Source organism: Dyadobacter frigoris, assembly GCF_005280585.1.
Classification (GTDB): Bacteria; Bacteroidota; Bacteroidia; order Cytophagales; family Spirosomataceae; genus Dyadobacter; species Dyadobacter frigoris.
On the sequence record NZ_SZVO01000010.1, the window covers coordinates 271,082 to 295,455 of the forward strand.

Annotated in this window: 26 protein-coding genes; 18 read left to right on the plus strand and 8 right to left on the minus strand. The window is 43.6% G+C overall.

Annotated features, from left to right (window positions below; genetic code table 11):
• Nucleotides 1-26 precede the first annotated feature (26 nt).
• The 8 genes from FDK13_RS21640 to FDK13_RS21675 all read left to right on the plus strand — a co-directional run bounded on the left by FDK13_RS21640 (nt 27) and on the right by FDK13_RS21675 (nt 4,573).
• A complete protein-coding gene (locus tag FDK13_RS21640; protein WP_137342101.1) occupies nt 27-452 on the plus strand; it encodes a DoxX family protein in 426 nt (141 codons plus the stop codon).
• A 39-nt stretch (nt 453-491) separates the two neighbouring features.
• The gene (locus FDK13_RS21645; RefSeq protein ID WP_137342102.1) at nt 492-1,229 is read left to right on the plus strand and encodes a hypothetical protein; all 738 of its coding nucleotides are present in this window, start codon (nt 492-494) and stop codon (nt 1,227-1,229) included.
• Nucleotides 1,230-1,254: 25 nt separating this feature from the next.
• Nucleotides 1,255-1,677 (plus strand): DM13 domain-containing protein, encoded by a 423-nt coding sequence (locus FDK13_RS21650; protein ID WP_137342103.1) that lies wholly within the window; start codon nt 1,255-1,257, stop codon nt 1,675-1,677.
• Nucleotides 1,678-1,754: 77 nt separating this feature from the next.
• Complete coding sequence (locus tag FDK13_RS21655; RefSeq protein ID WP_137342104.1) at nt 1,755-2,534, plus strand: DUF1223 domain-containing protein; 780 nt, start codon at nt 1,755-1,757, stop codon at nt 2,532-2,534.
• 29 nt (nt 2,535-2,563) lie between these two features.
• The gene (gene msrB / locus FDK13_RS21660) at nt 2,564-3,001 is read left to right on the plus strand and encodes a peptide-methionine (R)-S-oxide reductase MsrB (RefSeq protein ID WP_220417404.1); all 438 of its coding nucleotides are present in this window, start codon (nt 2,564-2,566) and stop codon (nt 2,999-3,001) included.
• 11 nt (nt 3,002-3,012) lie between these two features.
• On the plus strand, nt 3,013-3,288 hold the full coding sequence (locus FDK13_RS21665) for a ribosomal protein S21/MRP21 (RefSeq protein WP_137342106.1): 276 nt from the start codon (nt 3,013-3,015) through the stop codon (nt 3,286-3,288).
• Between the two features lie 4 nt (nt 3,289-3,292).
• A complete protein-coding gene (locus tag FDK13_RS21670; RefSeq protein WP_137342107.1) occupies nt 3,293-4,090 on the plus strand; it encodes an SOS response-associated peptidase in 798 nt (265 codons plus the stop codon).
• 222 nt (nt 4,091-4,312) lie between these two features.
• Nucleotides 4,313-4,573 carry a hypothetical protein gene (locus FDK13_RS21675; RefSeq protein WP_137342108.1) on the plus strand — a complete coding sequence of 87 codons (261 nt, stop codon included), beginning with the start codon at nt 4,313-4,315 and terminating at the stop codon, nt 4,571-4,573.
• 190 nt (nt 4,574-4,763) lie between these two features.
• On the opposite strand, the gene FDK13_RS21680 is transcribed toward FDK13_RS21675, so the two are convergent.
• Genes FDK13_RS21680 through FDK13_RS21690 form a run of 3 tightly spaced genes read right to left on the minus strand, consistent with a single transcriptional unit; the run spans nt 4,764 to nt 6,787 of the window.
• Nucleotides 4,764-5,813, minus strand: a complete 1,050-nt coding sequence (locus FDK13_RS21680) for a serine hydrolase domain-containing protein (protein WP_137342109.1) — start codon at nt 5,811-5,813, stop codon at nt 4,764-4,766.
• An 18-nt stretch (nt 5,814-5,831) separates the two neighbouring features.
• Complete coding sequence (locus tag FDK13_RS21685; protein ID WP_137342110.1) at nt 5,832-6,401, minus strand: hypothetical protein; 570 nt, start codon at nt 6,399-6,401, stop codon at nt 5,832-5,834.
• An 11-nt stretch (nt 6,402-6,412) separates the two neighbouring features.
• Nucleotides 6,413-6,787: a DUF4890 domain-containing protein gene (locus tag FDK13_RS21690; protein ID WP_137342111.1), complete on the minus strand. Its 375-nt coding sequence runs from the start codon at nt 6,785-6,787 to the stop codon at nt 6,413-6,415.
• Between the two features lie 338 nt (nt 6,788-7,125).
• Between FDK13_RS21690 and FDK13_RS21695 the strand changes: the two genes are divergently transcribed.
• Both FDK13_RS21695 and FDK13_RS21700 read left to right on the plus strand, forming a co-directional pair.
• Nucleotides 7,126-8,085: a sensor histidine kinase gene (locus FDK13_RS21695; protein ID WP_170982875.1), complete on the plus strand. Its 960-nt coding sequence runs from the start codon at nt 7,126-7,128 to the stop codon at nt 8,083-8,085.
• Nucleotides 8,075-8,818: a LytR/AlgR family response regulator transcription factor gene (locus FDK13_RS21700; RefSeq protein WP_137342113.1), complete on the plus strand. Its 744-nt coding sequence runs from the start codon at nt 8,075-8,077 to the stop codon at nt 8,816-8,818. Before FDK13_RS21695 ends, FDK13_RS21700 begins: the two co-directional genes overlap by 11 nt.
• Here the strand turns inward: FDK13_RS21700 and FDK13_RS21705 are convergent.
• From FDK13_RS21705 to FDK13_RS35515, 5 genes are all read right to left on the minus strand, one after another.
• Nucleotides 8,815-9,405, minus strand: a complete 591-nt coding sequence (locus FDK13_RS21705; RefSeq protein ID WP_137342114.1) for a TlpA family protein disulfide reductase — start codon at nt 9,403-9,405, stop codon at nt 8,815-8,817. The genes FDK13_RS21700 and FDK13_RS21705 overlap by 4 nt on opposite strands.
• Before the next feature lie 88 nt (nt 9,406-9,493).
• Nucleotides 9,494-9,700, minus strand: a complete 207-nt coding sequence (locus FDK13_RS21710; protein ID WP_137342115.1) for a YgaP family membrane protein — start codon at nt 9,698-9,700, stop codon at nt 9,494-9,496.
• 121 nt (nt 9,701-9,821) lie between these two features.
• Nucleotides 9,822-10,130 carry a rhodanese-like domain-containing protein gene (locus tag FDK13_RS21715; RefSeq protein ID WP_137342116.1) on the minus strand — a complete coding sequence of 103 codons (309 nt, stop codon included), beginning with the start codon at nt 10,128-10,130 and terminating at the stop codon, nt 9,822-9,824.
• Between the two features lie 8 nt (nt 10,131-10,138).
• Complete coding sequence (locus FDK13_RS21720; protein ID WP_137342117.1) at nt 10,139-11,560, minus strand: MBL fold metallo-hydrolase; 1,422 nt, start codon at nt 11,558-11,560, stop codon at nt 10,139-10,141.
• A gap of 255 nt (nt 11,561-11,815) precedes the next feature.
• Nucleotides 11,816-11,986: a hypothetical protein gene (locus FDK13_RS35515; RefSeq protein WP_170982876.1), complete on the minus strand. Its 171-nt coding sequence runs from the start codon at nt 11,984-11,986 to the stop codon at nt 11,816-11,818.
• Between the two features lie 199 nt (nt 11,987-12,185).
• Here FDK13_RS35515 and FDK13_RS21725 point away from each other — a divergent pair, with 199 nt between their 5' ends.
• From FDK13_RS21725 to FDK13_RS21760, 8 genes are all read left to right on the plus strand, one after another.
• Entirely contained in the window at nt 12,186-12,830 is a 645-nt protein-coding gene (locus FDK13_RS21725; protein ID WP_137342118.1) for a Crp/Fnr family transcriptional regulator, read from the plus strand.
• A 231-nt stretch (nt 12,831-13,061) separates the two neighbouring features.
• Nucleotides 13,062-13,739 (plus strand): response regulator transcription factor, encoded by a 678-nt coding sequence (locus tag FDK13_RS21730; protein ID WP_137342119.1) that lies wholly within the window; start codon nt 13,062-13,064, stop codon nt 13,737-13,739.
• On the plus strand, nt 13,736-15,130 hold the full coding sequence (locus FDK13_RS21735; RefSeq protein ID WP_137342120.1) for a sensor histidine kinase: 1,395 nt from the start codon (nt 13,736-13,738) through the stop codon (nt 15,128-15,130). Before FDK13_RS21730 ends, FDK13_RS21735 begins: the two co-directional genes overlap by 4 nt.
• Before the next feature lie 53 nt (nt 15,131-15,183).
• Nucleotides 15,184-16,605 (plus strand): TolC family protein, encoded by a 1,422-nt coding sequence (locus tag FDK13_RS21740; RefSeq protein ID WP_137342121.1) that lies wholly within the window; start codon nt 15,184-15,186, stop codon nt 16,603-16,605.
• A gap of 10 nt (nt 16,606-16,615) precedes the next feature.
• Nucleotides 16,616-19,870, plus strand: coding sequence for an efflux RND transporter permease subunit (locus FDK13_RS21745; RefSeq protein WP_137342122.1), 3,255 nt, complete (start codon nt 16,616-16,618; stop codon nt 19,868-19,870).
• Between the two features lie 7 nt (nt 19,871-19,877).
• Nucleotides 19,878-20,990, plus strand: a complete 1,113-nt coding sequence (locus tag FDK13_RS21750) for an efflux RND transporter periplasmic adaptor subunit (protein WP_137342123.1) — start codon at nt 19,878-19,880, stop codon at nt 20,988-20,990.
• Between the two features lie 117 nt (nt 20,991-21,107).
• Complete coding sequence (locus tag FDK13_RS21755) at nt 21,108-21,491, plus strand: YidH family protein (protein WP_137342124.1); 384 nt, start codon at nt 21,108-21,110, stop codon at nt 21,489-21,491.
• A gap of 1,125 nt (nt 21,492-22,616) precedes the next feature.
• On the plus strand, nt 22,617-24,326 hold the full coding sequence (locus tag FDK13_RS21760) for a PAS domain-containing sensor histidine kinase (RefSeq protein WP_181956151.1): 1,710 nt from the start codon (nt 22,617-22,619) through the stop codon (nt 24,324-24,326).
• Nucleotides 24,327-24,374 lie beyond the last annotated feature (48 nt).

Here is a 24,374-nt window from a genome sequence, read left to right on the forward strand (position 1 = left end):
ACATTTCAACAAAAAAATTCATCAAAATGGCAAATAAACCAAACAAAATCGTTTTCTGGATACTGCGTATAATCCCGGCGGTTATCCTGCTCCAAACATTGTTTTTTAAATTTACGGCAGCGGAAGAATCTGTTTATATATTTTCAAAACTCGGAATAGAGCCATGGGGACGGATAGCATCGGGCATTGTTGAGCTCATTGCCGCAGTTCTGATTCTTGTACCCTTTACAACGGGTATAGGTGCATTGATCGCGTTAGGCGTAATATCAGGCGCTTTGATATCACATCTTACCATACTTGGAATTGAAGTACAAAACGATCATGGTCAGCTTTTTATATATGCACTGATTGTTTTTATATGCTGTGTTTTTCTGGTTGTTTTTGAAAAGAACCGGCTGATTTCCCTTCTCAAAAGTTTGAGCGGCGACAGGTTCAAAAAACTAATGCTTTAAGAGAAATACTTTTTCAAAAATCGTTAATTGACCAACTTTATGAAAACAAAAGTAATTGCCCTTATCTGTTTTCTTATCACTGCTTGTACTCTGAAGGCGCAGCAAACGAAAAATCCAAACATAAACCAGTTTGTTGACCTGGCCGGCACCATCGGAAAATCACAGGGAACGGGGGCGCTGTCGTATGTTTACAATTGGCGTATCGGAAAGAAAAGAAAAATTGAAGCAGGCCTTGGTGCGAGGTTAACGAGCGTGGCAGGTACTAAACTAACCTACACAACAGCAGGACCGGCGCGTCTGACGCGTACGTTTACGACACCATTTGTCATTTTCTTTGCAGGCCAAAAGACAGAAAACTGGGACACGCTAACCGTCCAGCGTCCTTTTGTTAACGCGCTGAATGTCACGATTAACCTCGGCTATAATTTCACGCCAAAGTTAAGTGCAGGATTTAATATCGATCTGATCGGTGCGTCTTTCGGGCGAAAGTCCTCTTCGATATTCAAAACCAACGGAGAGATGAGTACCGACCCTGTTTCCAAACCTACGACGTTCAATCTGCTTCTTACCGGCGATCACGATCAGGGCTCATTGAATTCAGAGTTTTTCATTAAATACATGCTGGGCGACAAATGGGGCGTTCGGGCGATTTATCAGTTTTTATTTACAGAATATACCGCTGGAAGTGTAAAACAAACGGCGCCAGACGGCACAGTTATAGACCGTTTCAGAAATAAGGCAAACAATTTCGGTCTGGGCGTTTCCTATCGGTTTTAAAATTCAATTCAAAAAATCAAAACTCATGAAAAACTTAGTTTATGTCCTGATGTTCACCCTCATCATCGCTGCCTGCAAGCGGGAGGAAAACACACCTGTTGAACCGATTATCGAAAAAGTAGACAGCCTCGCTGTCATAACGGTAACCGGGGAATTCTCATCTACGGTGGGAGAATCGGTTACCGGAAATGCCAAAATCGCAATGCTGGAAGGAAAATACAGCCTGGTTCTCGACAACTTTATGACAAGCAACGGCCCGGACCTGCACGTCTACCTGTCAAAAGAAGCTACTCCCAAAGACTTTATAGATCTTGGTTCATTAAAATCCATCAGCGGTACGCAGGTATATCCAATAAGCGGAACTCCGGATTTTAGCCAATACAAGTATGCACTAATCCACTGCCAGCAATTCAATCACTTGTTTGGCTCTGCGTTTTTGGGAGAATAAAGGAAAACACTGGTTCACGAACTCCAGAAAATCGTTTAATATGATTGGAGCGTATATTTGTTATAATCTGCTATCAAATGAAAATATTATCATTTTTAATATGCGTGCTTGGGCTAAGCCTTCTGATTTCAGCCTCTCCGGATTTTGTTAAATCGGGTATAAAAAATGAATCTGAAACCTATCCCGGCTTTGCAGTAGTTGAGCTCTTTACCTCGGAAGGCTGTTCCAGTTGCCCGTCAGCCGATGCGCTGATTGCCCGGATCCAGAAAGAAAATGAAGGCAAACCTGTGTACATCCTTGCTTTTCACGTCGATTACTGGAACCGGCTGGGCTGGAAGGATGTGTTCAGTGACCCAGCCTTTACCAAAAGACAGCGCCAGTACGCAAGCTGGTTGAAACTGCCGAGTGTGTACACACCTCAGGCTGTGGTGGATGGCAAAACTGAATTTGTAGGATCCCAGGAAGCTTCGCTGCGTAACGCGATTGCAGCAGGATTAGGTAAAAAAGCGGTTGCAACCATCGGTTTGAAAAATGTGAAAGCAGATAAAAATCAGGTAGTTTTTGATTTCCACGTGGACGGGTTGGCTGGAAATTCGTCGCTTATCGTTGCGCTTGTACAGAAAACCGCAGAAAGCAAAATAAGGGCCGGCGAAAATGCAGGTAGAACTTTGTCGCACGTGCAAATCACTCGTGCCGTAGAAACTATAAAGCTCAGCGAAAAAACCAGCGGGACCGGACATATCAATATTCCAGCTGGTGTGGGCTCAGACAACCTGGAAGTGATTGTTCTCTTGCAAAACAACCAGAACGGTGCTATCAGCGCTGCAAACAGGACTGAAATGGAAAAACATATTTAAAATTATAAACTAAAACCCCGCTCATCATTTTGTGCTCCGCTGCCGCATGCAGCCAGAACAAACAACAAAAGGTATCTCAAAAAAGTACGTATCCCGTCACAAAAACAGATGAACAATGGCAGAGCGAATTGTCGAAAGAAGCGTATGCCATTATGGTTAAAAGAGGAACCGAACGCCCATATCAGAATCCATATTGGAACAACCACAAAAAGAGATTTTATGTGAGCGCAGCAACCGGTGACACCTTGTTCACCTCAGACACAAAGTTTGAATGCGGAACCGGATGGCCAAGTTTTTACAAACCTTACAATGAAAAAGCGGTAAAAGTTGTGACAGATGAATCGCTTGGCATGGTGCGGGATGAAGTCGTTGAAAGTAAAACCGGGTTGCATCTTGGTCACGTTTTTGACGATGGCCCCCGACCTACCGGAAACCTGCCAGGGCACATGCTGAAAAACTTGATGTAAAGCAAGGACGCTTGATTGATCTGCAAGTCGGGATCCAAAGGATTACACCGCTGATCGATGATCCCAAATACTTTCTTTTCTTAAACACTTTCCGCGATGCCCACTGGGCCAGTAAAGTATTGAAACATTATCAGAAAAATATTGTTTTATATTTAAAGGCCAATACCACCATCCGAATCAAGGACGGGATTGATATTGAGCTGGCCTTTCAAAATGGCAGGTTAAAAGCTATTGTCCAATCAAATGGCCCTTTAAAAGAATTCGACGCTTACGATTTAATCAAATAAATATATGTGTTACGATATTGCGCTTCATTCTGACATAGCGCTAACCAAGCAGGCTTTCCCAAAGATTATTGATAAACGGATCAGCCAGAGTACGGTATTGCAACAGCACACCCAATCTTTTTCCTTCGCTTCGCTTCCGGTGGTTATTCAAAAAGATGGCGAATTATCTTTGGTTGATATGCAGTGGTTTGTTGACCCGAGCTATTTGACAGATCCAAAGCAAAGAGTCAAACAGCGTATCAGCATGGCCAACGCACAATCCGAACGCGTACTGCGTGATAAGCGCTCCTACTGGTACACACTTCGTACCAACCGATGCTTGATTCCTTTGAGCGGAACCTATGAGCACCGCGAAATTGCAGGATGGAAAAACAAAGTGCCGTACTACATCTGGATGAAGGATCGTGGCATTCAGCACATCCCGAGCCTTTATCAGCTTCTGGAAACAGTTGGCACAAACGGAGAAATCATAACCCAAGGTAGCTTTACGATGCTGACGCGTACTGCGAACCAGACCATGAAAGGCATTCATAATTCCGGTGAGCATCGGCACAGGATGCCGCTTTTTTTAACACCGGAACTGGAAGACTTCTGGGTTTCACCTCATTTCTCCGAGGATGATATGAAGGCAGTTTTTGAATATGAACTTCCTAGCGGGCTTTTGGATTTCAGTCCTGTTTATTCGATCCGCGGAAAGGCAGTTCGGCCCGACGGAAAAGCTACGTTTGAACCATGGCACTATGAAAATCTTCCGCCATTGGGAACAGACACGCCTTTGCAATCCCAGATGTCCCTATTTTAACAAATGGAATTTCAAGTTGTTTATCTCAACAGAAACTGCCAGAGATCTCCTGACTAAAAAGAATATTTTTATGTCGTATAACATGCTTTTCTAAACCATTTATCCCAATGAGCCGACCAACTTCGTACTGATAAGGGTAATTATGGATAAAGCTTAACTTATTTCATTTAAATAAGTTATTTTAGTAAATTGATAGACCTTACGCAACTAATAAGCTCCTTCATGACTGACAGCCATTTTGAAGAATCAACTATCCGAAAACTGATTATTGTCGTTACCGGAATTGACATTTTTCAAATTGAGAACTACGAATTTAATAATCCCCGGCAAGACCCGAATGCACCTATCGTTATCCATTTCAAAATAACATCGATGCAAGGCATGAATTATAAATTAAAATCCACCAGAAGTGAATTCAGGGGGCTTTGTGAATCAGATTTCGATACTTTCAATCAATTCTTTCGGCAATTTGCTCAAAAATAAAAAGACATGGTGTATTGCCTCTCCATCTTTCAAACATCCAGATTTTTTGGCAATTTCAGCAATACCAACTAAAATAGATGGATATTGTTTGCCAGCATTCAAGTCTATGACCTTAAAACGCACCCAAGGTTTAATTTGCAACCATTCTAATCACCTGATTGAGTCAGATGATTACCCTCACCTTCGGGTTCTACTCTATAACATCCCGGATCATTTTTCTAATTTCAAGACTGGTCAGGTTACTTTTTTTAGGTGTAGTTTGCGTAAGTATAATTCCGGCAATCTTATTTTTGGAATCCTGCCATGGATGCGTTCCGAAAAGTCCAGGGCTACTGCTTTCGAACACATGGCCGTTTACATCCACAACATCAAGCCAGTTGCCCATTCCGTACCGGATAGAGGAATTTAGATATGGAGAAAAAGGATTGGTTGCATACGGCGTAGCCTTTATAACCGCTCCATTTGTTTGATCAGACAGCATAACTGCCAGTGCATTTTCGCTTAAAACCCGCTTTCCTGCATAAGTCCCTTTGTTTACAATCATTTCCAAAAATTTCAGATAATCTGCCGCAGACGTATTTGCCCCGCCAGCTATAATTGGATTGGATGCCGAACCATAACGGACATTCATCTGACACGGGTATCCTATCTTTTCATTAAATAAATCCTGCCATGATTTGCCTGATACAAGCTCGGCAATCCTGCCTCCAATGTGCATGCCTGAACTTCCATAGCTAAACGCAGATCCAGGAGAAAATACAAGGGGAACATACAACGCAATAGAATCAACAGCTGCGGCCAGGGTAATATCACGCTGATATTCGTATCCCTGCTTTGAATCCCCGTCAAAACCAGCAGTATGCGAAAACAGTTGCCTGATGGTAATATTGCCCTTTTTATTCGCCGTGAAGATGGGTAGAAACTTACCAACCGTATCATCGGGCGAAATTTTATGGTCATCAACCAAACTCATGATCACTGCCGCGGACAGCCATTTAGAAGCAGACGCGATCGGCTTGACGCTCGTTGAATCCAGGCCTATTGCTTTGTGGTAGATCAGCTTTCCGTTTTGCGATACCAGCACGACTACCTGGTCATTATAATCCGCCACATTTGTTTCAATGAATTTATCTACCGCGGTGAAATCATAGGAAGGAGTTGAATCATCCGGGACAACGCTTTGTGTGCTACATGCCAAAGAAATCAGCGCAACAAAAGAAGAAATCAAGATTTTTATCATTTCTATTTTAATAAAAGGTCAATATTTTTTTTCAGGATCCCAAAGAAGAAATAAAGCTGGCCTCACCGATTGTCCAGCCCCAATACGCTCTAAGCGTGCTAAAAAAACGCCGGCTGCATTACCATTGTACTTGATCACGATCTCTTTTAACTCTTTTCTCCATCTCTCCCGGTCAGCCCTGGTATCCAGTCCGATCTGATCAATCGTTTTTTCATGTTTATCGGCAATCGAAAATGCTTCCATCATGATCTTCCGGACCTGTTTTCGTTCGGATAGATTCATTGTTGTTTGGGTTTCGTCCAGTTCTTTGCCATCCATTCTTTCCATAAACGTCCGGTTTGACGCTTTCCTTGCTTTGCGTATCTCTGCTAATTGCATTCTCAGCCCAGAGATTTGTCTCTTTTCAAGTTCGGTCAATTCGTTTTCCAGAATTTCCCGTTTCAGCTTCATAACCGGCTGAACATGGGTCAAGATGTAGGCTTTCAATTCGCTGCGAAGTGCCTGATCAACCTTTTTGTCCTGTGCTCGTACTTTTACGACCATCAGCAGGCAAGCGATTCCAATGGCGGCTACTGCTATTTTTTTCATCGTTTTCATGTTTAGTGTCGTTGCTCTCTTAATTTATCTTTCATTTCCTGTTGCTGTTTTTGAAACTGATCGAACTGTTGACGAGTAAGCACTCCTTTCAATTCTGCCTCTTTATCATTATTGATCGACTTAAAGGCTTTGAACCTGGACATTTTGCTGCCTGCACCCTGAATGACAGGATCCATCTTTTGAGCATATTTCAGATTGATTTGTCCAACTTTTTCAGTTTGTACTGCATCCAGTTTTAACGAAGTGGTCATTCTTTCGGTCTGCCATTTGGCACGCTGGCCGGCTGGCATCTCCTTCAATTCACTTTGGGCGAATAGTTGAGCTGCTGCAAACATTAAACTGAGGAAAGTTGTGATTATTACAATTGTTTTTTTCATGGTTAAAAGATTTGATTATTAGACAATGTCGTTTGACAATTCAAAACAACAAATAAGCTTTCCTCACAAAAAACTTATTCTGCCAATCACCAGATCTTTCAATTGAACGTACTCTACCTGCCCATGAGTGAAATTTAACCCATCCGGAACCTTTGAAAGGAAAAAGCGATGAATTCAGGGGATGAAAATGGAAGTTCATTGGGTATTTTTTAAAATTTCGCCCTTTTCTGCTACCATTGCGGTATAATCTGCTATTCATGAATAATTTGTCCAGGCAATTCCAACATTCAACTAATCCACATTTATTGTGGATTAGTTACTGGCTGATATGGGTACTGATGCTTTCGAGCTTCCAGGAATTTGACCATGCTGCCTGGGCAGCTACAGTTAATGTGAGCGCCCAGGCAGCAGTTGCTTATATCAACATCCGTTTTTTAATCCCTGAATTTTTCGAAAAAAGAAAATACATGCTATATGGATTGATTGCTTTCCTCGTACTGTTTGCATTTACGAAGGTTCATCTTACCTTGGTTGAGCCGAATTTGCAGACAACCTCCTGGGGAAGGGAACTTCGATTTCCCAGAGCATTCCAGTTTACCAGGATCTATCTGTTTTTATTTATTATTCTTATCATCAGTACGGCCTACAAATTCGCGGCAGACCGATTTCAAACGTTAAGCCGGCAATCCGAGCTTGCTAAAAAGCAACTTGAAATTGAACTGGAAACACTCAAAAATCAGATCAATCCCCACTTTTTGTTTAATACACTCAACAACATTTACACGCTCGCTTACCTGAAAGACGACAATGCTGCCCCGATGATCATGAAGCTCTCCGAGCTATTACGTTACATGTTATATGAATGCCAAACCCAGAAAGTTTCGTTGGAGAAAGAAGTCCGTTTCTTGGAAAATATTGTTGAAATGCAGAAATTAAAATCTGAAACGCATTTTAACCGTGTAAGTTTAGAAGTTCGCGGCATTCGTTCAGAGCACTCGATCGCTCCGCTTCTGATACTTGGCTTTGTTGAAAACAGCTTTAAACATTCGGATCTTGACGTTAATCACGATGGATTTATCCAAATAGATCTGTTTGTGGATGATTCGAAGTTTATCTGTTTCACTTGTACGAACACTAAAAGGGAAGTCGAAAAAATGGCAACAGAATCCGGCGGAATTGGACTGCTCAATACCAAAAAGCGACTGGAACTGATATATGGAGCAAATTATAATTTAGAAATCACGGAGACTGCTGATCAGTACCAGGTATCCTTAAAGCTGCCCGCTTATGAAAATTAATTGTTTGGTGATTGATGATGAGCTGCTTGCAAGAAGACTTCTATCGGATTACATCGGCAAAATTCCGGGTCTAAACCTGGTTGCTGCCTGTTCGAGCGCGATGGAAGCGCAAGGTATTTTGCAAGATCAAAAGATTGATCTGATGTTTCTTGATATACAGATGCCTCAGCTGAGCGGCATTGCCTTTTTGCAATCCTTGCAAAAAAAGCCCGTCACCATTTTTACCACGGCATACACCGAATATGCGATCAAAGGCTTTGAGCTTTCTGTGCTGGATTATCTTATAAAGCCAATTTCGTTCGAAAGATTTTTCCAGGCCGTAAACCGGGCTTCGGAGTATATTAGCCACATACAACAAATTCCAAAAACAGGATTAACCGATCCAAATCCGGCAGCCCGGAATGTTTCTTCACAGGAATTTATTTTTGTGAAATCCGATTACAGTATCCACAAAATCCTGTACGATGAGATTGATTATATAGAGGCCTATGGCGAATACATTCTGATTTATACCGGAAAAGAAAAGATTATGACGCTGGTACCTCTTGGGAAAATAGAAGGTTTGCTCCCGTCTCCAAAGTTCATGCGTGTTCACCGCTCATTCATCATTAATTTTGGAAAAATTGATTCCATTCAGGGAAATATCATTCATCTTAAAGGGAAAGAAATTCCAATCAGCAAAACTTACAGGGATGTGTTAATGAATCTGGTAAACAGGGATCAGCTGTTTTAACGGATCATCTCGGTGATCATATTCACCAGCTTTGGGTTACTATAATCAGCGGCACCTTCCTGCCTGAATACGATTCCTCCGTCTTTGTCCAGGATGACTGTGGTTGGAATTGTCCCTTGCATAAAAAAAGTAGGTATCGCACTGACAGAACTCACGACATTCAAATTATATTGATGTTGCTTCATGAAGTTATTTGACTTTTCAAAATTACCATCGACATCCACCATCAGAAATACAACATTTTCATTCCGCCCAAACCGGTCATGTAATGCATTAATTGATGGCATCTCAGCAATACATGGCGGGCACCAGGTTGCCCAGAAATTAATGAATACAACTTTACCTTTAAGCGATGTCAGATCAACTATGTCCCCAGAATCATCTTTGAAAAGGATGTTCGGCAAAGGCTCAGCTGCCTTATTGTCATTCTGTATTTTATCTATCCTGGGCTGAAACAGGCCGATTTTCATCAAATTTTGAATCGTCCATCCCTTAACCTGAGGACTTATTACCATGGCAGCGGCAAATATTATCAGTACTGCCGAAAATATATTTGAGGTCGAAAACCATTCTTTTTTCATATTCATATTGACCTGTTATTTTTCAGCTTTCTATCAATAACCGTCCTTTATATCCTGATCGTTCCTGGCCAGACCTCCAAACATCCAAATGGAATTACTTTGTCGATTTGTTTGAATGAAATCCAAGAATCGAATACAGAGGACAAAAGCTAATGAAGCTGGTTAGCATAAAAACACCTGCAAATACAAGCAGCACGATCGCGACTGTACCTGAGATAATATTGGTATAATAAAGGATCACAATAGCAACGGCGATCAGCACGCGCAAGACCCGGTCGAGTATTCCCATGTTTGCTTTCATTGTTTTCAGATTAGTTTAGACCAGCCATGATGATAAATCCCGGAAGTGTCTCAGTTTGTCCCTACGCAGCAGATATACGCCGGGCTGTTTTACTATTTCCGGAATAGTTTAAAAAATGTCTTTATTGAATTTTTCTTTGAAGGTTTCCCCAAGCACCGCCGTTGTAAACTTCAATTCCTGCCTTTTTCAAAACCTCCGCTGCCAGCCCACTTCGGGCACCGCTCCGACAGCAGGTGATTACAGGTTTTCCGCCCCTTTTTAAAAGCGCCGACTTTGAGCTCATTGTATCGAGCGGCATATTAACGCTGCCCTCAATGTGACCTGATGCAAACTCCTGCGGACTACGTACGTCAACGATAACTGCGCCTGCATCAACCAGACTTTTAAAGTCTGTCTTGCTAGTTCCGAATAATATTGAAATAATTCCCATAATCATCTTTATAATAGTGTACTTGGACAAACGAAGTTGCTTACTTCAAACTTACCAGACTCCTTGATCGCCTTAAACCCTCCTTGTATATCAATCAGATTGTCACATCCCCTTGCTTTCAGGATAGAATTAAAGATCATCGAGCGGTAGCCACCCGCACAATGCACCGCGTACGTTTTGCTTCGATCGATCTGAGCCAGATTATCATTAAGATAGTCGAGGGGAATGTTTTCCGCACCAATGACATGCTCTGAATCAAATTCACTTGCTTTGCGAACATCGAGAATTATTAGGGAAGGATCATATTTCAAACGTTCGCTTACCTGCCCGACATTCAGCGATTCGATTTGGTCAACTTCCCTACCGGCTGTAATCCATGCAATGATCCCGCCTTTCAAATACCCGATCGTATAATCGTAACCAACGCGCGCAAGACGCGTCACGACTTCTTGTTCCCGCCCCGGCTCCGTAATCAGTAAAATTTTCTGCTTGATGTCCGGTATCATCGTACCCACCCATGGCGCGAAACTTCCATTGATTCCGATGTTGATGGAATTGGGTATAAAACCTTTGGCAAAAATCTCTGCATCCCGGGTATCGAGCATCACCGCATCCGTTTCATTAGCAGCTGTTTCAAAGGCCGCAGGTTCCAGTGCATGCGTTCCACGTTCGAGTACTGTATCAATGCTTTCGTATCCCCGGATATTCATCATCACATTTTCCGGAAAATAAGCGGGTGGCGGCATCAGGCCGTCTGTCACCTCTTTCACAAATTCACCTTTGGTCATATCAGCCCGCAGCGCGTAGTTAAACATTTTCTGGTTACCCAGCGTATCGGTCGTTTCCTTGCTCATATTTTTGCCACAGGCACTTCCGGCGCCGTGGGCAGGATACACAATAATGTCATCAGAGAGCGGCATAATTTTCTCACGTAAAGAGTCAAAAAGGTGTTCGGCCAGCTTTTGCTGTGTTAGATCAGCTGAAATTTTTTGTGCCAGATCCGGACGTCCCACATCTCCAATAAACAGCGTATCCCCCGTAAAAATCCCGACCTCTTTGCCCTGCTCATCTTTTAAAAGAAAACAAGTACTTTCCATCGTGTGCCCCGGCGTATAGAGGACCGTAAAAGTGACATCACCCACTTTCAAAATCTGACCATCCAAGGCTACGAGCGCTTTGAAGCCTGGTTTGGCGGTTGGGCCGAAGACGATTTGAGCACCCGTTTTTTCAGCAAGGTCAATATGGCCTGATACAAAGTCTGCATGAAAATGCGTTTCGAGCACATACTTTATCTTTGCTCCATCTTTTTTTGCCCGGTTGATGTAAGGCTCCACCTCACGAAGCGGATCAATGACCACCGCCTCTCCATTACTTTCAATATAATATGCGCCCTGCGCAAGACACCCCGTATAGATCTGCTCGATTTGCATATCCTAAAATGTTTAAGATTTAAAGTATTATTTGAATTAACGATACAAAGTTCGGAAGGTCTCCGCTGCCGGTCAGTGATAATTGTCACCTAGAAAAAGAAAATTCAGAAACAAAAAGAATTTCATCAAGTTATTTATACGATGGCTACTAACGCTCATTTTCTGGGCTTACCCTATCTTCACCGTTCGTTCCGAGAAGAATTTGAGCATATACCCACATTTCGATCAACTCCTTTGAAATAATGTAAATGCCCGTCACCAGCCAAATCCTTTTTTTAATAAAGCCGCATCTACGCAGTTAGCCAGCACACCTCCGATGATGATTCCGACCATGGCGATAGCCGCTATTTTCAGCAGAAAGATCCAGTCGATCAAGCCCAGTGAAACACCAATAAACACAGACGCTATGTAAGCTGCAATTTCCATTTTCGTATCAATTATAATCCAAAAGCATTGAACCACCGGAAAGTGATAAAAGTCACATAAGGAAAATATTATTATATCGAACTTTACAATCATTGAATTGTCACCAGCCTTAGAATCCTTCTGGCCATTCAAATGGAAGGAACGTTTTTGAATGAGTTTGATTTATTACCCTATGCATTGCCTTATTAGTTAGCTCTCTATGACTGAAAAAATATCTTATTATCTTGACAACGTTTTTCCCGATTTTGAGCCTGAGCTAAAACAGCGCCTGACAAAACTTTGCATGCTGCGAGAAATACCTGCGGGAGAAATCATCATACGAAAAGGACAATTTATAAAACACACGTTACTTATCGGAAGCGGCCGGGTTAAACTGTACCGTCAGGGAGATGACGGAGAAGAAGCCTTTATTTATGAACTGGAAGCAGGCAGTGCCTGTGCGTTATCGATGATCTGTAACACAAAACAGGAAGCCAGCGAGATCATGGCCAAAACAGTGGAAGACACCGTTGCGATCATGATCCCGATCCGGCTGATGGACGAGCTGATGCAACAATACAAAACGTGGTACTACTTTGTTATTGCTAACTACCGGGCCCGTTTTGAAGAGCTGCTCTCTGTTTTTGACAATGTAGTCTTCAAAGGAATGGATGAAAGGCTGGAATTCTATCTGAAAAACCAGTTTGAAAGAAACAAAAACAATATTTTGTCCATTACGCATCAGGAAATTGCTAATGACCTGAATTCGTCCCGTGAGGTCATATCCAGATTGTTAAAAAAAATGGAACAGGAGAAAAAAATAAGATTACTGAGAAATAGTATCGAATGGCTTGGTAGAATTTAATGAAGAAATCATCCTGATTCCCCTGCAAGAATCTCTTTGAAAGCACCTTCTGAGCATTAACAGAAATTCTATTCTCTTTGATATAGCTGCCGACAGCTGCCCAGAAATGCGATATGTAAGCCGGGCACGTTTCTTTCTCAGACGTCAGCAAGAACATCTTCAAATACGATGGGGTATTTCCAAAGCCAAACTACTAGCGTTATCTTCGCCGTGAAAACAAACGGGAACAAGATGCAAATACTACTGGTTGAAGATGATCCGAAACTGGCTGGATTTATCAAGAAAGGCTTTCTTAGTGAACAAATTACCATTGAAGTTGCCTATGATGGCATGATAGGAAAAAGTCTTTGCGAGCAAAGAAAATTTGACGCTATTATCCTGGATGTAAACCTCCCCGGCATCAACGGGTATGATCTGTGCCGGTTTATCAAAGATAACTGGCCACAAACCCCTGTGATCATGCTGACCGCACTGGGCATGCTTCATGACAAGGTGTTAGGTTTCAACGCCGGTGCTGACGATTACCTCACAAAGCCCTTTGCCTTTCAGGAGCTGCTGCTCCGGATACAGGCACTGGCTAGAAGAACCAATAATTTTTCCCGGCCGACAAAAATTTTGAAAGTAAGTGATTTGACTCTGGACACGGACAGTCAACAGGTGCGCCGGGGGCAAACGGAGATTACCCTAACCAAAAGAGAATACGAACTATTGGAATACCTCATGTACAACAAGGGAAAAATCATGAGCCGTAACGACATCTTGGAAAGGGTCTGGGATCTGCATTTTGATACAAACACCAATATCATTGATGTTTATATTAATTATCTAAGACGAAAAATAGACAAGCAATTCAGTGAAAAACTGCTTCATACCATTATTGGGAGAGGCTATATTCTGCGCGAACCATGAGTATCAAACAAAACATTACCATTGCCTTTACGCTGGTCGTGGCGACGATCCTTGTGCTGTTCTCATTGTTTGTCTACTATTCCTATGAAGATTACCGGGCCGATTTAATGCTTGAAAGGCTTTCTGTCCGGGCAGAAGCCACAAAAAAAATGCTCAGTAGCCCTGAAACGTTTAAAACGGATAATTTCTTCCCGTTGGCAGAGCAGTACGAGGCAGTTTATGATCAGCATAACGATCTGGTCGTGGCTACGGCTCAAACCAGTGATTACGTGCCAGATGCTGGATTTCTGAAAACCGTGCGTTCTAAAAAAAAATATAAATTCGCTTACAACTCACCTTTTTTTGATTTTAAAAAAGAAGGTGTTGCGCTGACCTATTTTAAAAATGGCAAGCCCTTTGTGGCCCTGGTGACCGCCTATGATGTGCATGGCTATAATATGAGCAGGACTCTTCGGTTTTCGCTTTTTTTTGGAAACCTTCTAGCCCTGATCGTCATCGGCATTACGGGTTATTTTTTCTCGCGCCGGGCCATGCTTCCCTTTGACGAGTTGATCAAACAGATGGACAGGGCACCAATTTCGGATTTTGGTTTTAGAATTGTCCAGGGCACCCGACAGGATGAAGCCGCTTCCCTTGCGAGTTCTTTTAACGGACTGCTCCAAAAAATAAAAGAGCTTGCCGACAATCAGCGAAGCTTTATTTCCTACGCTTCCCACGAACTGCGGACCCCGCTTACCGTAATCAAGGGTGTTTTGGAAACTTCATTGTCCTATGATGTTGATAAAGTCCAGTTGCAGCAGTCGGCACAAGAAGCTGTAAACCAGGTGAATCATGCCATTGAACTATCCAATAATCTGTTATTTTTAGCCGAGGTCGACGGGCTTCGCCTAACGGTCGATAAACGCGATATCAACGTGACGGATTTAGTGATGGATTCGGTTTCTTACATTCAGCGAAAATACCCTTCACAGCCTTTGGAACTTGAATTTATTCAGGATGAATCAGCCAGCGATGATTTTCAGGCAGTCACCGAAGGTATACCCCATCTTTTAAGATCCGCTTTTAACAATGTACTCGACAACGCATGTAAATATTCTGATTTTAAACCCATCAGCATTAAAATTATTGAAGAAAAAGAACTGATCAGGATCATCATTACAGATCAAGGCATCGGAATATTACCGGAGGATCTTGAAAATATTTTTATGCCGATGATGCGGGGAAAAAATACGGGCACAATCACAGGATTTGGTATAGGTCTGTCACTCGTTAAAAAAATCATTGATTTTCATCTGGGCACATTCGAAATCGACTCCGTTGCCGGCAAGGGTACAACCGTTGCGATCCATTTGCCATTAAAATCTTCTAATCGTATTCTAATGCCGGTCTAAGACGGCTCTTAGACCGGCATTTTAGATTTGACACTGTAATTAAAAACCGTGTCATGATCCGATTCAATTTTGCAGCTTGTTTGCTGCTGGCCCTGACAAGCTGGCAAAACACAGCTGGCCAGTCCATACCCAAGACACTTTCGCTTACTGAGGCTGTAAACCTGGCCGTCGAGAATTACCCTTCAGTTAAAATCAAAGCTGCCGAAATCCAGGCCACTCAGGCGGAAAGCAATGCACAACTGATGTCCTACAACCGTCCGACGCTCAGTTTTCAGGCGCAGGCGCTGTTTGCAACCTCAAACCAGGTAAGAGGCACATCATTTCCCAATGGTGGAACCGCCATATCCAGTACCGGAAGTATCAAGGTAAACGGTTACTCTGCCGACGCGGTATGGAGTAGTTTCAGTACCATTTTAGGAAGCTATAAAATTGCCAGCTTTGGTAAGAAAAGGGCCGATGAAACGATGTATAGGGTCGGTACAGAACAAGCACGGGCTGATTACGATAGGGAAATTTTCGATCAGAAAGCAAGGGCGGCCGATGCTTATTTGATGGCCCTTGTTTACCAGGATGCGGTGCAGGTGCAGCAAAAAAATCTTGAACGTACCCAGCAATTTTTCAATGTCATTCAGGCAACGGCTAAGGCAGGACTTCGCCCGGGTGTCGATAGCTCCATGGCTACGGCGGAACTTTCCAAAGCAACGCTGCTGCTGCTGGAAAGTCAGCGGCTGGCCAAAGACCAGAAAATAAAACTGGCCCAACTTTTGGGAGGGGGCAGTTCTGATTTTCAGCTTGTAGCAGATCGTTTCAATCGCAGTCTTCCTAACCAGTCCCCGGTGGTCAGCGAACTGAATGCATCTGAGCATCCTTTGCTGCAATATTACCAAAAACGCATCGGGTTCAGTGAGGCAAAAGCGATTTCGATCCGAAAATCCTATCTGCCCTCGATCATGGCCGTAGGCGCTTTATGGGGAAGAGGCTCAGGCATTTCTGATAAAACCGATGCGGATGGAAATTTCAATTACAACGCTTCTTTATCCGGGCTAAGATTCCGCGCCTACAATTACATGGCGGGCGTTTCGACGCTTTGGAATATTTCCGATGTTTTCAGGACCAGGCAGCAGACCAAAGCCCAGCAGTTTCTCACAGAGAGTTATCAGCAGGGCTACAATCAGATGCAGATCCAGCTTCAGGGTGAGCTTGAAAGTGCCGACCTGCAATACAGTGCGGCTCTGCAAACCGTAACCCAGGCACCTGTCCAGTTAAGCGCTGCTCAGGACGCTTATAACCAGGCCGATGCCCGCTATAAAGCAGGGCTAAGTACCATCCTGGAATTAACTCAGGCCGTAACCCTTTTGAACCGTGCAGAAATCGACCAGATCGTCGCCCATAACAACGTATGGCGGGCGCTTCTTCAAAAGGCTGCTGCAAACGGAAATATCAATGGATTTTTAAGTCAGGTCAACCAGAACTAAATGCTTACTCATGGATAAATTACTCACAGGTTCGCTTTCAAAACCGGTCATGGTACTGGTGGTGGTACTGGGCCTAGCCATCTTTTCATTGATGGCCCTTTTTCAGATTCCGGTTGACATTTTTCCGAAACTGAATCTTCCGACTATTTACATTGCCCAGCCGTATGGAGGCATGACGCCAGCGCAGATGGAAGGGTTCATCGCAACCCGGTATCAAAACCAGATGCTTTACGTGTCGGGTATTAAGGATATTGAAGTAAAAAATGTCCAGGGACTGTGTCTGGTCAAACTTACCTTTTACGAAACCGTAGATATGGCCCAGGCAGCGGGCGAAGTTGCCAACCAGGTCAGCCGGGTAATGAGCTACATGCCGCCGGGCACGGTGCCTCCGACCGTAGTGCGTTTTGACGCGACCAATCTACCGGTAGGGCAGCTCGTTTTTACCAGTAAAAAGGCAACGCTCAATGAAATGCAGGATTATGCGTCCACCAAGATACGCCCTTTGTTTTCCCAGATTCCGGGAGCTTCTTCTCCACCACCCTTCGGAGGAAATGAGCGTACGGTGGTGGTAAGGGTCAACCCCGAAGCCATGCGCAGTTACCAGTTCACGCCCGATGAAATTGTGCAGGCTGTTGTAAAAAACAATCAGATAGCTCCTGCTGGTAATGTCCGTGTGGGGGATTATACCTTTATGACACCGATGAACTCGATTATGACCAACGTTGAGGATTTTCTTAATATTCCACTTCATAAGGGGGCCGGACCAACGGTTTTTCTACGCGATATCGCAAGCGTCGAAGATGCTTCGGATGTAACAGTCGGCTATGCGCTGGTTAATGGGAAACGCTCGGTTTATATCCCACTGACCAAAACCTCAGATGCTTCCACAATGAATGTAGTAAACGCGCTGAAAGCGAAGCTTCCCGAAATGCAGTCGCTTCTGCCCGATTACATTCAATTAAAATACGAATTTGACCAGTCCATTTACGTCATAAACGCTGTTGGAAGTCTGGCTTCCGAAGGACTTATCGGAGCGCTTCTGACAGGACTTGTCGTCTTTTTGTTTCTGGGGGATCTCAGAAGCTCGCTGGTGGTGATCGTGACCATCCCGGTCTGTCTTTTGGCGGCCATTCTGATGCTGAATCTGGCAGGTCAGACCATCAATATCATGACACTTTCGGGACTTGCCCTGGCCATCGGTATTCTGGTCGATCAATCGACGGTTGTGATTGAAAATATACATCAGCACCTTGAAATGGGCAAGACCAAATCAAGGGCCATTCTGGATGCGACACGGGAGGTTTCTTTTCCGCTGCTTTTGATCACGCTCTGTATTCTGGCTGTTTTTGCGCCGGCACTTCTGATGAACGGGGTACCCAAAGGTATGTTCATGCCGCTATCACTGGCCGTTGGCTTTTCCATGGTTGCCTCCTACATTTTCTCTCAGTCTCTCGTGCCCGTCCTTTCGAACTGGTGGCTAAAAAACCATGTGTCTGAAAAACCGCATGAAAAAAAGATCCTCAATGACCTCAATAAGAAGGATGAAATAAAAATGGAGCTCTATGAAGAAAAGCATCCTGAAAAAATAACAGGTTTTGAGCGTTTTAAACTGGGGTATCTCGGTGTGCTCGACGGTATGATGAAACGAAGACTCATTGTTATTCCGGTATATCTGCTGGCCAGCTTTGGAATTGCTATTTTGGGCTATATGACCATTGGAAAAGATATGATGCCTAAGCTGGATCACTCGCGCCAGTTTCAGCTCCGGTTAATCGCGCCGCAAGGACTAAGAATCGAACGAACTGAGCAGGAAGTGATTAAAACAATCAATATCATTAAAGGCATTGTCGGGGCCAGAAATGTGGATATTACTTCGGCATTTGTCGGGATGACACCTTCGAGTTACGGAACCAGCGCGCTGTACGTATTTAATGCAGGCCCTCACGAAGCGGTTTTGCAGGTGAACCTGGGCGAAGGATATAAAGTAAAATCACTCGATGATTTGAAGGAAAATATCAGAAAAAAGATCCGCCAGAATATGCCGGAAACCAATGTTTCTTTTGAGCCCATCGAGCTGACCGACAAGATCATGAGCCAGGGAGCGCTCACCCCGATTGAAATCATGGTGGGAAGCAAGGATCTGACAGACGGCAAAAAATTTGCCGATAAAATCATTAAGCAGCTCAGCAAAATCAGTTATCTCAGGGATATCCGCATCAATCAGCCGCTAAATTATCCTACCCTTGACATTCAGGTGGACCGTATCAAAGCAGCCCAGTTCGGCCTTTCCGCAGATCAGGTTTCAAAATCGCTGGTGGCGGCCACGTCTTCAAGCCGTTTTACGGCCAAGAACTTCTGGCTGGATCAAAGCAAAGGATTTGCTTATCAGGTACAGGTACAGCTTCCCGAATATCTGATGTCCTCTGCTCAGGATATTGAAAACATCCCTTTGGTAGCGGGTCAGCTCAGGCCAACGCTGGGTGATGTGGCAACGATCAAAAAAGTAACGATACCAGGCGAATTTGACCGGATTGGCCCCCGCCGTATCGTGACGGTTTCAGCTAATATTTATAAAAAGGATTTAGGCACTGCGGCCGCTGATGTCAGCACCGCTTTGAAAGAGGCTGGCACGCCGCCTCTTGGAACCGTTGTGGAGCTGAAAGGAATGGTTAAACTGCTGCAAGATACGCTGTCAAGTCTGAGCCTGGGACTTGGCCTGGCTGTCGTGGTCATATTTCTTCTTCTGGCCGCTAATTACCAGTCTGTCAAGGTTTCTCTGGTTGTTTTGGTCACAATCCCTGCTGTGCTTGCAGGCTCGATTACGATTCTTCTACTTACCGGAAGTACGCTTAATCTTCAATCCTATATGGGCATTATCATGTCGGTGGGCGTTTCGGTCGCCAATGCCCTTTTAATTGTAACCAATGCTGAGACGCTGAGAATCCAGTACAATGATTCTACCAAGGCAGCCCGTGTAGCAGGTGCTGTCAGACTTCGCCCGATTTTGATGACTTCCATCGCCATGGTGGTCGGTATGATCCCGATGGCCAGCGGTCTGAGCGAGTCCGGTGAGCAAACAGCCCCGCTGGGCCGGGCCGTAATCGGTGGCCTGATCGCCTCCACTTTTGCCGCACTGCTTATTTTACCCCTGGTCTTTGCCGCGATTCAAAAGAAATCCTCTATACAATCAGTATCGCTAAATCCTGAGGACCCTGACAGTGAATTTTTTGATAAACCATTACAACTTGAAAACGCTTTAAATTAAAACTGCTATGAAAACCCGGATCATGTTATATTTCGCTGCCCTTAGCATTGGTTTTATGCTCAATGGCTGCGGATCCAAGGCATCGGAAAACGCAAAAGACAACGAAAAAGAAGAGGAAGCGGTGGTGTACCCCGCGGTTGCAGTCAGTGAGTCAGATCCCAAACAGGAGCTCAATATTCCCGGTGAGCTGATGAGCTACTATGAAACAGATGTTTTCCCAAAGGTGAACAGTTACATTAAAAAAATCAATTTTGACATTGGTGACCGTGTAAAGACCGGTCAGGTACTGGCTGAACTGGAAGCGCCTGAACTTAGCGCACAGCTTGCCGAGGCGTATTCAAAGGTAAGATCGTCCGAAGCCCAGCTCACCGCGAGCAGATCCGTTTACAGAAGACTTCTTCAGGCAGCAGCTACACGCGGCGCTGTTTCACCCAATGACATGGACCTCGCGCGTTCTAAAATCACAGCTGATAGCCTTTCGCTGCTGGGGTCAAGCGCCGTTTATGCATCCGTACAGCAAATGAACAGTTACTTAAAGATCAGGGCTCCCTTTGATGGCATCATAGCCGACAGAAAACTTTCGCCTGGTGCGTTTGTGGGCCCTGGCGACAAAAGCGCCATGCCGATTTTCCGTATCAAACAACAAAATATCCTGCGTTTGCAACTATCTGTTCCCGAGCGTTTTATGGATGCTGTGCAACAAAACCAACCGGTGAGTTTTTCGGTGGTGAGTCTTCCAGGAGAAATTTTCAAAGGTAAAATAAACCGTATCTCTCATAGTGTCGACCGTCAGACGCGTTCTGAACTAATCGAAATTCAGATCCCCAATCCATCCGGGCGGCTGGCATCCGGGATGTATGCACAGGTGACACTGCCCGTGGGCAGAGGGCATGCCTCACTGATCGTCCCAAGCTCTTCGGTCGCGACTACCATGGAAAAATGCTTTGTGGTGAAAGTGGAGGATGGAAAGGCGAAGTGGATCAACGTAAGAAAAGGTATCGAAGCTGATGGGAAAACAGAGATTTTCGGCGGTGTTAAAAAAGGAGATATTGTCCTGAAAACGGCAAACGACGAGCTGCAACAGGGGCAACCCGTAAAGGTATCCCAAGCGACATTTTAAGTTTTTTGCAACCAGGCGCGGTTTTGATAAATAATGTAAAATCCAGGGTGGCATAAGCTGGCCTGGATTTGATTGTAATACAGTCAAAGACCTAACTACCGTAACAGAAAAAAACGTATGGAAGAAAAAGTAGAACCCAAAGGCAGTGCCGGAGATCACCTGGCCAACGAACGAACTTTTCTTGCCTGGATCCGCACCAGTATAGGCATCATGGGATTTGGCTTTGTTGTCGTTAAATTTTCATTGTTTGTTCGGCAGATCACAGCCGTTCTGGGAAACAAAAATATAATCCACTCGGCAGGCTATTCTCCTGCTATTGGCATTATACTGGTAGGTCTCGGTGCATTCATTACGGTTTTTTCTTACACGAGATACATTAATACGAAGAAGCAACTCGAAGCAGGGGGGTATTACCATTCGACCCTTTTAATCAAAATGCTTACGGGTGCTATCTTTCTGGTAAGTTTGCTTTTAATCGCGTATTTACTAAAAAGTACATAGTTCAATTTTTACGTTGGCAGCACTTGGAGGAAGATTTCCTGTTTGACAGACATTATCCCAGGTATCAACTGTGCTAAACTTCTTCTCTTGATACTTATAAATATGATGTGATTCATCCCGAAGTCGCATTCCACCTTTCAGTCTCATAATCGCGCTTATCCGCTTTCTAAAACTTCCCCTACGGTAAACCAGGGTTAAACTGGACTTATGATACATTAACAGTCAGAGACTTTTTATAAATAGGTCTTTTGATTTATTCAGATCTTTTGAAGTCAGCTCTTGATTTTTTCCAATTGAAGTTCTAATGTGAAAAAATCAGCGAGCACCTAGTAATTAAAATTATCAATATGACGTCGATGTTATTTGAGGCGACAATCTTAAGTGTAATTCGAATCTGAAATTTAAACTAACCCCAATACCGTGTGCAACAGGAGTATTTTCCGACTAAATTAGATTTAAAAAAATCTAACATTTCTCCAAGCTTTTTTTGCGGTCTGGACGGGACTCGAACCTAATCAATATACACTTGTATATCAATTGTATACGATTGTTAGAATACCTAAACTACACGATTTACGCACTGGTTTTCGCATCAAATTCTTTAAAACCAAATACGGCATTTCTCACAAAATATCCTGTTAAACTTACTCTTAGATTTTAAGTAGCAATTCTATAACAAAGATATAAAAAAAGTGATAATTTAGAACATTGTAAGTTTATTACCCGATTTGCCAATTTTCGCTGTACAAAAAATTATGTTGCAACTGGCAGCTGCCAGAGCTAGTATCTGACTAGTTTGATTGATAAGAAGGCTCTGTATTTTACGTGCTGGCAGGGCTGCTACACCATATCATAAACATCCTCCACCGTATTAAGATACTGAGAGCTGAGAGGATAAAAGATCCGTTTTTCCATCCAGCACATTGTCCAGCGTCAAGCGGCTCCGGTTCGAAATAATGTATAAAATTAGGAATTATAAGTGGTCTGACATTTAAGATTGCAAAATAGCCGTTAAAGTCCTGTATTTTTTTATTTTAACAATCTTAATTTATTGGTTAATATACTACCTTGTCGATGTGTCTCACGATCTTCAACCCTTAATTGAACTCAATACATTCCGTTTAGATGAATAAAATTCCGTTTCTAAAAGATGGTTGCGAAATGGGTGAGCTGACCCAAAATTTTGATTGGGAAACATCTCCTGTTGGAAAGCCAAGCACTTGGCCGCAAAGCCTGAGAACCATTGTGTCGATGATTCTACTATCTAAATTTCCTATGTTTTTATGGTGGGGACAGGAGCTTGTGCAGTTTTACAATGATGCCTATAGGCCCAGCCTTGGCAACGATGGAAAACACCCTAGAGCACTCGGCCAGCGCGGAGAAGAGTGCTGGCCTGAAATATGGCCTACCATCAAACCATTGATTGATCAGGTAATGACCACCGGGGTGGCAACATGGAATGAAAATCAACTTATCCCAATTTTCCTTAACGGGCGAATCGAGGATGTTTACTGGACGTTCGGCTACAGTGCGGTGTTAGATGATGCGGGTCAAATCGGTGGGGTGCTTGTGGTTTGTCAGGAGATTACTCAGATGGTGATCGCAAAAAAAGCACTTGAGCAAAGCGAAAACCGGTTCAGAAGCATTATTGAGCAGGCACCGCTGGCCGTTTGTCTTTTGAATGGGCCAGAATTGGAGATTGGTGTGGGCAACGATTCCATATTTAAAGTGTGGGGCAAGGATAAATCAATCGTTGGAAAACGTTTGATTGAGGCATTACCAGAACTCAAAGACCAGAGCTTTATACCGCTGCTTGAAAATGTATACAGTACCGGAAAACCCCACATTGGCCAAAGCATGTTAGCGAAGCTTTTTAGGAATGAGACGCTGGAGGATGTCTATTTCGATTTCGTATATACGCCCGTCAGAGATAATTATAATCAGGTAAATGGTGTGCTGGTTCTGGCAATAGAAGTTACACAGCAGGCACTGGCAAAACAGATCATTGAGAATAGTGAGGCCAAATACAGGACCCTATGTGTTGAATTGGAACAGCAGGTTCAGAACCGCACTGCCGAGCTGCTGGCAACGGTTCAGGACTTGAAGCATTCGAATGAAAATCTGCACCAATTCACTTATGTGGCTTCCCATGATCTCCAGGAGCCACTTCGAAAAATAATGACTTTTGGTGATTTACTTAAAAAGAGCTTTCCAGAGCAGCTGGCTACCGGGATTGACTATATTGCAAGGATGCAGTCTGCAGCCAGCCGCATGTCAACTTTGATAGTAGATTTGCTCACCTATTCACACATACCTGTTCTTCAAACATCCGCAAATCCTGTTTCGACCACAGAGATTATCCGATTAGTCTTGTCGGATCTTGAATTAACAATTGAGCAAACTAAGGCTTCTATTATCATTGGACAGATCCCACAAATAACTGGGGATGCTACGCAACTAGGCCAACTGTTTCAAAACCTTTTAAGCAATGCTTTGAAATTTCAAAAGGCAGGTGTGGCTCCACTGATTAAGATGGATTCGCAAATTGTACTCGCCTCTGACCTTAAATATAATGTTAAACCTGCCCGCCAGGCTCTTCAATATCACCGAATCGATATAACAGATAATGGAACCGGCTTCGATTCTCAATATAACGACCGCATCTTCCAGGTGTTTCAACGACTGCATGGCAAGAATGAATTTGCAGGAAGTGGCATTGGTCTATCGATCTGCGCAAAAATTGCTACAAACCATGGTGGCACTATTATCGCTGACAGCGTGCCGGGCGAAGGCACTACATTTAGCTTATACCTACCTGCGGATGAACATGATTGAGTGATTTTTTGGTGCAGATTGCGCTCGTTGATTAAAGAACTAATTCAT